Source organism: Clostridium ragsdalei P11 (assembly GCF_001675165.1).
Lineage (GTDB): Bacteria > Bacillota > Clostridia > Clostridiales > Clostridiaceae > Clostridium_B > Clostridium_B ragsdalei.
Window position 1 is genome coordinate 83,285 of the sequence record NZ_LROS01000077.1, and the last position, 13,397, is coordinate 96,681.

At 34.1% G+C, this 13,397-nt stretch carries 8 protein-coding genes; all 8 read left to right on the forward strand.

The window, feature by feature from the left end:
- The first annotated feature begins 4 nt into the window (after nucleotides 1-4).
- The gene (locus CLRAG_RS19070; protein WP_065079908.1) at nucleotides 5-397 is read left to right on the forward strand and encodes a P-II family nitrogen regulator; all 393 of its coding nucleotides are present in this window, start codon (nucleotides 5-7) and stop codon (nucleotides 395-397) included.
- A 23-nt stretch (nucleotides 398-420) separates the two neighbouring features.
- Nucleotides 421-2,031, forward strand: coding sequence for a nitrogenase molybdenum-iron protein alpha chain (gene nifD / locus CLRAG_RS19075; protein WP_065079849.1), 1,611 nt, complete (start codon nucleotides 421-423; stop codon nucleotides 2,029-2,031).
- Nucleotides 2,031-3,392: a nitrogenase molybdenum-iron protein subunit beta gene (nifK, locus tag CLRAG_RS19080; protein WP_065079850.1), complete on the forward strand. Its 1,362-nt coding sequence runs from the start codon at nucleotides 2,031-2,033 to the stop codon at nucleotides 3,390-3,392. Before nifD ends, nifK begins: the two co-directional genes overlap by 1 nt.
- A 257-nt stretch (nucleotides 3,393-3,649) precedes the next feature.
- A complete protein-coding gene (nifE, locus tag CLRAG_RS19085) occupies nucleotides 3,650-5,053 on the forward strand; it encodes a nitrogenase iron-molybdenum cofactor biosynthesis protein NifE (protein WP_242872182.1) in 1,404 nt (467 codons plus the stop codon).
- 22 nt (nucleotides 5,054-5,075) lie between these two features.
- Nucleotides 5,076-7,757, forward strand: a complete 2,682-nt coding sequence (gene nifB / locus CLRAG_RS19090) for a nitrogenase cofactor biosynthesis protein NifB (RefSeq protein ID WP_065079910.1) — start codon at nucleotides 5,076-5,078, stop codon at nucleotides 7,755-7,757.
- 191 nt (nucleotides 7,758-7,948) lie between these two features.
- Nucleotides 7,949-8,980: a homocitrate synthase/isopropylmalate synthase family protein gene (locus CLRAG_RS19095; RefSeq protein ID WP_065079851.1), complete on the forward strand. Its 1,032-nt coding sequence runs from the start codon at nucleotides 7,949-7,951 to the stop codon at nucleotides 8,978-8,980.
- A 99-nt stretch (nucleotides 8,981-9,079) separates the two neighbouring features.
- Complete coding sequence (locus tag CLRAG_RS19100) at nucleotides 9,080-9,880, forward strand: beta/alpha barrel domain-containing protein (RefSeq protein ID WP_065079852.1); 801 nt, start codon at nucleotides 9,080-9,082, stop codon at nucleotides 9,878-9,880.
- A gap of 160 nt (nucleotides 9,881-10,040) precedes the next feature.
- Nucleotides 10,041-13,373, forward strand: a complete 3,333-nt coding sequence (locus tag CLRAG_RS19105; protein ID WP_065079853.1) for a cell wall-binding repeat-containing protein — start codon at nucleotides 10,041-10,043, stop codon at nucleotides 13,371-13,373.
- The last annotated feature ends 24 nt before the right edge of the window (nucleotides 13,374-13,397 follow it).

Sequence of the window (13,397 nt, forward strand, 5' to 3'; positions counted from 1 at the left end):
TAAGGTGAAAGAAGTTATGGCTATTATTAGAATGGATATGGTGGGCAAGACAAAAGATGCCCTTGCTGCAGCTGGATTTCCATCTATTACATGCAAAAAAGTTGTTGGGCGTGGTAAGAAAAAGGTGGATTTTTCTATAATTGAAGATTATATATCTGGAAGCGATATAGTGGATTTTTCAGATAAAAAAGTTGCAGAGCAGATATCTGAAGCGCACAGGTTAATTTCAAAGAGGTTAATCATTATACTTGCTAAGGATGAAGAAGTAAAAAAGGTTGTTGATACTTTAATAGAGACAAATAGGACAGGAAACCCTGGAGATGGAAAAATATTTGTAATAAATGTAACTGATGTTGTGAGAATAAGGACAGAAGAAACTGGAGATGAAGCTGTTTAATCTTTATGGAAGGATGTGATTTTATGAGAAAAGAACTAAATAAAATAGTAGATGAAGTTTTGGAGCCATATCCAGCTAAAACTTATAAGAATCGAAAAAAGCATATAGTTGTAAAGACAAAGGAAGATCCAAGCCCCGTCATTGAAGCAAATATAAGGACAGTGCCTGGAGTAATTACATCTAGAGGATGCTGTTATGCAGGCTGCAAGGGTGTTGTCATGGGCCCTATTAAAGATATGGTTCATATAACCCACGGACCTGTAGGATGTTCTTTTTATAGCTGGGGTGGAAGGAGAAACAAAGCTAAAAATGAAGAAGGCAGCCAAAATTTTATGGAATATGTTTTTGGTACAGATATGGAAGAAAAAGATATAGTTTTTGGCGGAGTTGGAAAGCTTAAGCAGGCAATAAAGGAAGCAGTTGAAATTTTTCATCCTAAAGCTATAGGCATATACGCTACATGCCCTGTTGGACTTATAGGTGATGATATAAATGCAGTGGCACAGGAAGCTAAAAAACTTTATGGAATTAATGTGCTTGCCTTTAGCTGTGAAGGATATAAAGGAGTAACCCAATCTGCAGGACATCATATAGCAAACAATACTGTTATGAGTGAGATCATTGGTACTGGAAAGGGTGAGCATAAAAAGTATTCCATAAATATATTAGGTGAATACAACATTGGTGGAGATGCCTGGGAGATTGAAAGAATTTTAAACAAAATAGGATATAACGTAGTGGCAACTCTTACTGGTGATGGGAGTTACGAACGTATTCAAAATGCCCACACTGCAGATGTAAACTTAGTGCAGTGTCATAGATCCATAAACTATATAGCAGAGATGATGGAAACCAAGTATGGCATACCATGGATTAAATGCAACTTTATAGGAATACAGGGTACTGTTGATACTTTAAGGGATTTAGCTAAGGTTTTTGATGATCCATACTTGTATAAAAAAACTGAAGAAGTCATTGAAGAAGAACTTGCAGATATTCAGGTAGATATGCAGTATTATAGGGAAAAACTTGAAGGTAGACTTGCTTGCTTATTTGTTGGTGGATCAAGGTCACATACTTATCAGGTGCTTTTAAAAGATTTTGGGGTAAAAACAATTCTTGCAGGATATGAATTTGCTCACCGTGATGATTATGAAGGCAGAGAGGTCATTCCTACAATAAAGATTGATGCTGATAGCAAAAATATTCCTCAATTGACTGTACATCCTGATAAGGAAAAATATCATGTGGTTTTGCCTAAAGAAAGGATAGAAGCTCTCAAGGCAGAAGGTGTACCTCTTGCTTACTATGGTGGAATGGAAAAAGAAATGGATGAAAATACGGTAATAATAGATGACATGAATGCACATGAAATGGAAAAATTTATAAAAGAACTGCACCCTGATATGTTCTTGACAGGAATAAAGGAGAAATATGCCATTGAAAAAATGGGAGTTTTGTCAAGACAGCTTCATTCTTATGATTATACAGGTCCTTATGCAGGATTTAAAGGTGCAATAATATTTGCAAGGGAACTTGCAGGGGGGATATATACTCCGGCATGGAAGTATTTAACCCCACCTTGGAAAAAGGAATCCTTATTGGAAGGAAAAGTTGTAGGAGGTGAACAGTAATGCTAGATGCAACACCAAAAGAATTAGTAGAAAGAAAACAATTGCGAATAAATCCGGCTAAAACATGTCAGCCTGTTGGTGCTATGTATGCGGCTCTTGGAATTCATAATTGCCTTCCACATAGCCATGGCTCACAAGGATGTTGTTCTTATCATAGAACTGTACTTTCAAGACATTTCAAAGAACCTGCTGTGGCTTCCACAAGCTCATTTACTGAAGGTACCAGTGTATTTGGGGGAGGGGCTAATGTAAAAAAAGCCGTTAAAAATGTATTTGCCATGTATAATCCAGATATTATAGCTATTCATACGACCTGTTTATCAGAAACCATAGGAGATGATTTGACTACTTATATAAGTGAGATGGAAATACCTGAAGGTAAACTTGTCATTCATGCCAATACACCAAGTTATGTTGGCTCCCATGTTACTGGATTTTCCAATATGGTAAATGGTATGGTGCAGTATCTTTCCAAAAGCAGTGGAGGGAAAAATGGCAAATTTAATATAATACCGGGATTTGTAGGCCCCGCAGATATGAAAGAGATGAAGAGAATTTTTAAACTTATGGACATTCCATATATAATTTTCCCTGATACAAATGGAGTGTTTGATACTCCAAATACAGGGGATTATAAGATGTATCCTAAAGGTGGAACAAAAATTGAAGACATAGTTGATGCTGGAAATTCAGATTTTACTGTAGCCTTTGGAAATTATGCTTCAGAACTTGCTGCAAAGTCTCTTGAAAATAAGTGTAAAGTTCCATATAAAACTTTAAGGACACCTATTGGAATAGATGCCATGGATGATTTACTTATGAATTTAGTCAGAATGACAGGTAAGGAAGTATCAGCAGAACTTGAGGAGGAAAGAGGACAGCTTCTTGACATGATGATTGACAGTGCCCAGTACTTTAATGGTAAAAAAGTAGCTATAGTTGGTGATCCAGATGTGGTCATTTCCCTTACCCAATTTGTCATAACTTTAGGCATGACCCCTAAGTATGTAATAACTGGTACTCCAGGCTTGCTATTTGAGAAGGAAATTAAAGCTATGATGGACGAAGCAGGTTTAGAAGGAATTGTGAAAGCCAACAGCGATTTCTTTGAAATGCACCAGCTTATAAAAAATGAAGGAGTAGATCTTCTTATTTCAAATACGTATGGTAAGTTTATTGCTAGGGCAGAAGATATTCCATTTGTTAGATTTGGATTCCCTGTAATGGACAGATATGGACATCAATATACTCCAAAGGTTGGATATTACGGCGCAATAAAATTAGTTGAGACAATGTTAAATGCTATGCTTGATAAAGAAGAGAGAGAATGTGCGGAAGAAGATTTTGAAACAGTAAGATAAGACTTCTAATATTTAACTCAACTTTCGCACATATAAAATTTTAATTAATAGTTAAGAATGAAGAATTAATAGTTAATGTGGATTTTTTTCCGTTACACTACCAAAAATCTTTGATTAAGATTTTCATAACTCGTTTCGCTAAAGCGAAACATTGCTGATTTATATAAATTTAAAGATTTTTTGCGACAGCTAAAAATCATCCATACCTATTAACTATTAATTCTCAACTATTAATTATAAAAAGGGGTGGGTTGTTTATGGAAAAAATAAAAGAAGATTTTTATCATGACCTTCATGAAAAAAATAGAGATAGATTTTTAAAATTGGAAGCTAAAAAGTCAGAAATCCTAGAAGATAGAAAACAATTTGTCTGTTATAACTCCAAGGACAAAGATACAAAAATTAGATGTGAGGAAAACAGTGTTTCTGGAGCTGTGAGCCAGAGAGCATGCGTGTATTGTGGAGCCAGGGTAGTTTTAAATCCTATAACAGATGCTTTTCATTTAATACATGGGCCAATAGGCTGTGCTGCTTATACATGGGATCTTCGTGGAAGCTTGTCAAGTGGTTCTGAGTTATTTAGAAATAGTTTTTCTACGGATTTAAGTGAAACTGACGTTATATTTGGAGGCGAAAAAAAATTAAGAGCAGCTGTAGATGAAATAGTAGATAGATTTCACCCAAAAGTTATATTCATATATGCAACTTGTATTGTAGGAGTTATCGGAGATGATGTAGATGCAGTCTGCAAGATGGCCGAAGAAAAATACAAAATAAGAGTAATACCTGTAAAGTCTCCTGGATTTTCAGGAAATAAATCTACTGGTTATAGAGCTGCCTGTAATGCCATATTGAAACTCATAGGAAATAAAAAAAGTGAAAAAAAGCTAAATGGAATTAACTATCTTGGTGACTTTAATCTGGCAGGAGAAGTATGGGTAGTAGAAAACTACTTGAAGAGGATAGGAATTGATATTGTTTCAAAACTTACAGGTGATGGAAAAGTTGATGAAATAGTAAAAGCGCCTGGGGCAAAACTTAACATAGTTCAGTGTGCCGGTTCTATGGGATACTTAGCTAAAAAAATGGAAGAACTATATGATATTCCATTTATAAAGACAAGTTTTGTAGGTCTTGAGGATACTGAAAATTCACTTTTGCAGGTGGCACATCTTGTAGGAAATGAAGAAACTGTAAAAAAGGCAGAAAAGCTCATAAAAGAAGAGGAAGAAAAGATACGACCTGAACTTGAATATTATAGGGGAAGGCTTAAAGGTAAAAAGGCTGCAATATATGTAGGAGGCGGCTATAAGGCCATATCACTTATAAAACAATTTAGGGACCTTGGAATTGAAACTGTAATGGTTGGAACTCAAACTGGAAAACCAGAAGATTATGAAATAATAAGGCAAATTACAAATGAGGGTACTGTAATACTTGATGATGCAAATCCTTATGAACTTGAAAGATTCATGGTTGAAAAGGGAGCAGATGTCCTTGTAGGAGGAGTTAAGGAAAGACCTCTTGCATATAAACTTGGAGTTGCTTTTTGTGACCACAATCATGAGAGAAAACACATACTTGGGGGATTTCAGGGAGCTATAAATTTTGCTAAGGAAATAGATTTGACTGTAAATAGTCCTGTTTGGCAATATATATGAATTTTATGGAGGGATGATGGAGATGAGCAATAAAAAATTGGTAAATGTAGATATAAACCCATGTAAAATGTGCATGCCTATGGGAGGAGTAATGGCCTTTAAGGGAATAGAAAATAATATGGTAATTTTACATGGTTCTCAAGGTTGCAGCACTTATATCAGAAGACATATGGCCACCCACTATAATGAGCCTGTGGATATAGCATCATCTGCTCTTACGGAACAGGGAACTGTATATGGTGGAAGTGAAAATTTGAAAAAAGGCCTTAGAAATATGATTAAAATGTATGAACCTACTACTATTGGTGTAATGACAACCTGTCTTGCAGAGACCATAGGAGAGGATACAAAGAGGATAGTAGAGGAATTTTATAATGAAGAAAAGGATAATGAGAAAATTAAAAATATAAAGATAATAACAGCATCCACACCGGGATATGGTGCTACTCAGGCAGAAGGTTACTTTCAAGTTCTAAGAAGTATTGTTGAACAAGCATGCGAAAAATCTGAGAGTACAGGAAAACTAAATATAATATGTGCCAATTTAAATCCGGGTGATGTGAGAAATATAAAACAAATACTAGATGATTTTAAAGTAGAATATACGATTTTACCAGATGTATCTAATACTCTTGATTCCGCTCATAATGAAAAATATAAGAGAATTCCATCTGGAGGAACTAAAATAGAAGATATTAAAAAGATGTCTGGAGCAATAGGCACTATTGAAATGGGCATGACCATTTCAGATGATAAATCTCCTGGCACATATTTAAAAGATAAATTCAAAGTGCCTCTTTACAAATGTCCCATACCAATAGGTTTTAGAAATACAAATAAATTTATTGAACTTATATCTAAAATAATGGGCACTTCCATACCTGATAAATACTTGGTTGAAAGGGGAAGATATCTTGATGCCATGGTTGACAACCATAAGTATACAGGTGAGGCAAGGGTACTTTTATATGGAGAGCCGGAACTTGTATATGCAGTGTCAAGGCTCTGCGAAGAAAACGGAATATTAATAAAAATGATAGGTATGGGATCTAAAAATGAAATGCTTAGAGAAAAGTTGAAGGAAGAATTAAAGGTTCAAAAAGAGGACTGCATCGTTTTAGATGATACTGATTTTAAAACTATGGAAGATTATGCTGAAAAGCTTAAAATAAATTTGATTATAGGAAATTCAGATGGTAGAAGAATGGCACAAAAATTGAAGCTTGAAATAATAAGAATAGGGTTTCCTATACATGATAGAGTTGGAGGACAGAGGCAGGTAATAACAGCATATAGTGGATCTGCCTTTTTAATAGATTCTGTGGCAAATGTTATGCTTTCTCATACCCAAAATACTTACAGGGAAAAAGCTTATAATGACTTTTATGTACCTTTTGCAAAAATGGCAGAAAAAGAAATCATACAATCTCCTATTGATAAAAGCTGTACACATCCTTGTTTTGGGGATAATGCACATAAATTTGCTAGAATGCATATACCAATAGCTCCAAAATGTAATGTAAGTTGTAATTACTGCAGCAGAAAATATGATTGTGCAAATGAAAGTAGGCCGGGAGTAACAAGTGAGGTTTTAAGTCCAAAAGAAGCTCTTGAAAAGTTCAAAATTGTTAAGAGTAAAATGAAAAACTTGACTGTAGTAGGTATAGCAGGCCCTGGAGACGCCCTCGCAAATTTTGATCAGGTTAGAGAGTCGCTGAAGCTTATAAGAGAGTATTCTCCTGAAACTACTTTTTGCTTATCTACTAATGGACTTATGCTCCCATTCTATGCAAACGAACTGGTACAGCTTGGTGTATCACATGTCACAGTTACAATAAATACAGTAGATAGCAAAATAGGATCAAAAATATATAAAGAAGTAAATTATTTAGGACACAAATATACTGGAGAAGAAGGAGCAAAAATACTTTTAGACAACCAACTTACAGGACTAAAATACCTGTGCTCCAAAGGTATAATATGCAAAGTGAATATAGTTATGCTCAAGGGTATAAATGATAATCACATAAAAGAAGTAGTGAAGAAAGTTAAGAAATGCGGAGCATATATGACAAATATAATGCAGATGATACCAGTTTCCGGAAGTGCATTTGAAGATCTGCCTCTTGTTTCCAATATAGAATTAAATGAAATGAGAAAAGAATGTGAAGTGAGTATGAAACAAATGTACCACTGTAGACAGTGCAGGGCAGATGCCATAGGAACACTTTCAGAAGATCATTCTATAGATTTTAGAAATGTAGGATGCGGAGGCTGTTTGGGCAAGTGTTCTGATGATAAAAAAGTAGAAGAAGAGAAGATCCTTAAAAATGCAGCTAAAAGTAAAAAATATAAGTTTGCGGTATCCTCTAAATCAGGTATTAATATAGATCAGCATTTTGGACACGCTACTGAATTTTATATTTATACTTATAATGATGGAACTACAAAGTTTTTGGAAAAGAGGAATGTGGATAAATACTGCACAGGAGTGTATGAATGTGATGAACATGAAGACAAAATGGAAAAAACCATGAAAGCCATAGGTGACTGTAATGCGGTCCTTGCACTTAGGGCAGGTGTTGAACCAACAGAAAAGTTAGAAAAAAGAGGAATTAAAGTTATTGAAATGTATGATTCTATAAACAAAGGCATAGTAAAGGCTGTAAAGATATTGGAAGAGGATAAAATTCAAGTCTATTGAAGCAATTCGTAATATACAATTTGCTAAAGAACAAATATCAAAGAGTAAATAACAGATAATGATAATTTTTCTTCCTAGCGTCAGAAAATATTAAAATTATAGATTCCCTGAGGTACGAAGAAAGTCATCATTATTTGAACTTTGATATTTGAACTTTTAACTTTAACTGTAGGTCGAAAGGTGGTATATGTATGTCCATTATATTAGGAAGAGAAAAAAAGTTTATTGTAGACAGAACTTTACCTGAACTTGTAAAAAGCATTGAAATAGTTGACCAGTATCTAGCAAGTGAATTTATAACACTCATTAAAAATATAGGCGTAGATTTTATAGAAATTAATGGTGAAGTACTTCAAAAAATAAAAAACCTTCCTGAAAATGTAGACTACATATACAGGGTGGAGGATTCATTAGATGTGTACGAATTTCAACATTTAATTATAGATTACAAAAAAGCTGAAACATTACCGGAAGAATTTTTAAATAAGCTAAGAAATAAAAAGATAATACTAGAAGTAGATATTAAAGTTTTAGAGCAGCTCAATGTGGAAGATAAGTGTAAAATTTTTAGTAAACTAAATATAGTAAGCATCAGAATAAAGGGCATTGTAAAGTATAATATAACTGGGTGGAACAGACTTATAGAAAATATAAAAAATAAGTTTTCAGTATATGTGGATTTTTGTGCAGACGATAAATTTTATATGGCAACTTCCGTAAGCATTGAATCCTGTGTTGATGGAGTTGATGTTGTAACTGCAGCTTTTAACGGACAGGTTTATGGATTTGCATCTTTAGAAGAAGTCATTTTAGGCTTAAAGGTCATAAAAAATGGAAAAGTATGTGGAAATTTAGAATTTATGGAACAGCTAACAGAAGTGTATACAAAACTTACCCACCAAAAAGTGCATCCTATGAAAGCTGTAATAGGAGAAGATATTTTTAAATATGAATCCGGCATTCATGTAGATGGTATAGAAAAAAATCCAGATACTTATGAACCTTATAGTCCCTATGATATCGGAAAGAAGAGAATCATGTATATAGGAAAACATTCCGGGGAAAAAGCAGTGATGATAAAACTGAAGGAGCTTAATATAAACTATCAGGATGTAGATATTGGAGAATTTTTGAAAGAAATAAGAAAAAACAGCATTAAACTTAAGAGAAATATTTTTGATAAGGAACTGATTGCAATGTTTAATGATTTTAGAAAAATTTAAAATTGATAGTCGAAATTTTCTCCAGCATAGTGGAGAAAAATATTTAGCAATTATTCACTATTAATTATTAATTGTTAACTAAAAAGGGAGGTGCTTCATATGGATGTTAATATTGTAGATACTACTTTAAGAGATGGAGAACAGAAAGCAGGCATAGCATTTGGAATAAATGAAAAAGTTAAAATTGCTAAAATCTTAAATGATATTGGTATTTATCAAATAGAAGCGGGTTCGGCAGCTATGGGTGGAGAGGAAAAAGCAAGTATTGAAAAAATTGCAGCGTTAGGTTTAAAGAGTAAAATATCATCCTGGAACAGGGCAAATATTAAAGATATAGATGCTTCCATAGACTGTGGCGTAGATATAGTTCATATATCTATTCCCACATCTGATTTACAGATTAAATCTAAACTTGGAAAAGATAAAGCTTGGGTTTTAGAGCGTATAAAAAAATGTACAACCTATGCTTTAGAAAAAGGGTATGAAGTAACCGTAGGTATGGAGGATGCCACAAGGTCTGATATAAACTTTTTAATTGAATTTTGCACAGCTGTTTCTGAAATTGGTATCAAAAGAATAAGATATTCTGATACTGTAGGTATATCTTATCCAAGGAAAGTTTTTTATAGCGTAAAAAAATTACTTCAGGAAGTACCTATAGAAATAGAAATTCATGCTCATAATGATTTCGGAATGGCACTAGCAAATTCTCTTGCAGCTGTAGAAGCAGGAGCTAAGTTTGCAAACTGTACAATTTCAGGTGTAGGAGAAAGGGCAGGTAACTGTGACTTTATCAAGTTTGCCAAAACTCTAGATATGTTTGAATGCGAAAAAATATGTCCTTTAAATATCAATGATTTATTAGAAACAGAACAAATACTTAGGTGCCTGTCACTGTAGTGGAACATTTACGTCCCCATTCGGTGCCTGTCACCACAGTGGGATATTTTTGCTCCCATTCGGTGCCTGTCACCATAAAATAAATAAATCCTATCATTAAAGCAAAAATGTATGGTACAATATTCATATATTGCTAAATAAGGTAGGAGGTAATAAGTATATGAAAAGAAATGCTATAAAGGCAATAAGCACCACGGCTGTACTATCGTTGCTGCTTTCACCAGCACTTCCTGTTACTTCTGCTAAAGCGGCAGCAGGGGAAGTTACAAAATTATCTGGAGCAGATTGCTATGAAACAGCAGCTACAGTTGCTACACAAAATTGGACAAGTACTGACAATGTAATATTAGCTTCAGGTGGAGGGTATGCAGATGCCATAAGTTCTGCAGTACTTGCAAAACAATTGAAGGCACCCGTGCTTTTAACTGAGGCAGGATCGCTTAATTCCAATGCAAAGTCTGCACTGGATAAATTAAAACCAAAGAATATATATATAATAGGCGGAATAGCTTCAATATGCCAGAAAACAAGAGATGATCTAAAGAGTCAAGGCTATAATTTAATTGAATTAAGTGGAAAAAATAGATATGAAACTAACATTGCAGTAGCTAAACAGCTTGTAAAGTTGGGGGTAAGTGCAGATAATATAATGATGGTAGGAGGAGAAGGTTTTCCAGATGCTCTGTCTGCTGCACCTGTAGCAGCTGCCAAAGGTGAGATACTTTTACTTGGAGTTAATAGTACTCAGGCTATGAGTCCTGTAGTAGATTTTATAAAGAGTAACAATTCTAAAGTTACTGTTGTAGGTACACAAACTTTAATAAATGATGATACATATAAAAGTGTAGGTGCCGTAAACAGAATATCTGGAGGGTCAGATAGGTTTGCCACTAATTTAAATATATTAAATCAATTTGACAGTGAACTGAAGGCAGATAAACTCTATATTGCAAATGCTACTGGTGATAAATATGCAGATGCATTAATTGCAGCTTCTGTAGCTGGAATAAACGATGCACCTCTTGTACTTATTGATGGGCAGGATGATAGTGGTACTGAAAATGCAATGAATTACATTAAAAACAAAGCAGGAAAAACTACTGATTTAAACCTTGTAGGGGAAAATGGAACAGTTTCTGATAAAACTATTTCTGATATAAATGCAGCAGCCTCAGGTAGTGGAGTTGAAAGTGCAACAGTAGGTTCTGTAACTACAAATGGACTTAATCAGGTAAAGGTTGTATTTAATACAGATGTGGACAAAGACTCTGCAGAGAGGGCAGCAAACTATGAAATTGATGGTGATCACCTTGGATATACTGCACAAACTCAAGCTACAGCAACTTTGCAGGAAGACAATAGAACAGTTTTAATTACATTTTCCCATCCTTTCACTTTAAATAAGAGTGTAACTTTTACTGTTAAAAGTGCTATAAATACAAAGAATTTAGGAAGCACTATACCGAAATATGACAAACAAATCACCTTCTCATCTATAGGTACTCCAACGCTTGGTTCTGTAACGGCTGTAGGTGGAAATAAATTAAGAGTAAAGTTTTCAGAACCAATTAGAATGGACAGTAGCAACCTATCTTCTTTTAAAATAAATAGACAGAGTATAACTGCTTTTGGAATAAATACTTCTGATTCTATTACTAAATTTAGGGATAAATCTTTAGATGGAACATGGGCAGATGGTGTGGATTTATACTTTAATTCGCCGCTTCCAGTAGGTAAAAATACCTTTACTGTGCCAAATGGAGAAGCTGGAGGTAAATTCAGTGATGCAGTTAATTTACCAATAAGCAGTACTTCAAAAGATTTTACTGTAAATTCTGTATCTGGAAATCCACAAGTTCAAAGCGTCACAAGTAACAATGTAGATACTATTTATATAAAGTACAATAGACCTATGGATCAGCAGACAGCCCTTGAACCAAGCAATTACAAACTAAATGGAACTACAGTAGATGTAGATGATTCTTACGTAACTTTTGATACGGGTTCTGGTGACACTATAGTAAAAATTACAAAGCTTGGAAATAAGCTTAAGCAGGGAGAAAATACAGTTACTGTAAAGGGAAATGTTATAGATACTTTTGGAAATTATATAAGTGAGTCTAATATGAACCTTTATATAGGAGGAGACACATCTAAACCTGCAGTAACTACAGCTAGCATTTTGGATGAAGAAACAATGAGAATCAAATTTAACAAGGATGTTTCCGTAAGCTATGCTGAAAATAAGGGAAATTACACTATACTTGATTCTACAGGGACAAATATAACTTATAAAATTGATAGGATAAATGCCATAACTGTAGATGGAAATAGTAAAAAAACTTTTGATATAAAGTTTAAAGAGGATTCTCTTAAAGGTTCAAAATATACCTTAACTGTAAAAAATATAATTGACACAGAGGCAAATCCTAATATAATGAATGATTACACTACTACCTTATCTGGAATGGATAATGAAGGTACTAATGTAACAGAGATATTGAGAAGAGTAGATAATTCACATGCTGTGGCAATATTTTTCAGTAAAGCTATGGACCAATCTTCTTTAGAAAATTCAGCTAATTACATGTTTAAAGATGGCAATGGAAATGTAAGAAGTTTACCATCCAGTGTCACAGTTTCTCCAAGCATTGATGGCAAAAGTGTAACTGTAGAATTTAATTCTGATTATACGATAGGCTCAGGCACCAACGGTTCTAGTGTAATTAAGATGGGAGTAAAAAATCTTAAAGACGTTGATGGAAATCCACTGGAGGTTGGATCATACCTTGGTGACGTAACTATTGACAATAATAATGATGGACCAAGCATTGTAGCAGGTACTTCCCAGATGACTTTCGTAAATAATGATATAGATGTTAAAGTATCACTTTCAAAACCACTAGATGTGCTATCTTTAAATGATTTCCGATTAGCAGGTTATGCACCGGATACTGGATATGTAAGCGGCAATGATGTAATGCTTGCATATAAATCTGGAATTAAAAACAACCAGAAAATAAATGCCATAAAAAACGAAGGCAGCATGGCTAATTTAAGTATAGAAAATACAAAGTCCGTAGATGCGGCAGGACGTAATATACGATCTGGTTCTACTGTAGTATATGTTCCACCTTTAACTGAACAAGACATGTGGTCTGCTAGTCCTAATTCTGGTATGAATGTGGTAAAAGTAGTGTTTAACCAGGATATTGATATTGCCATCACTACTTCTTATATAGATGATTTCTTGTTTACAAATGAAGAAACAGGACAGGAATTAACACCTACTTCAGTTTGGGTAGATAGTAGAACTGTTGTTTACAGGTTCAGTAATTCTACATTAAACAGAGGTGATCGTATTCTAGTAAGAGCTAATAGTGACAGTTCTAAGATAAACATAAGAAGTGAAAGTCACAACACTTCAGGATATACAGTTTATTCTCCATCTGATGATGATATTTCAGGTAAAGTTATAACAGTAGGAGAATAAAAAAAAGGTTATCCCATGACATCT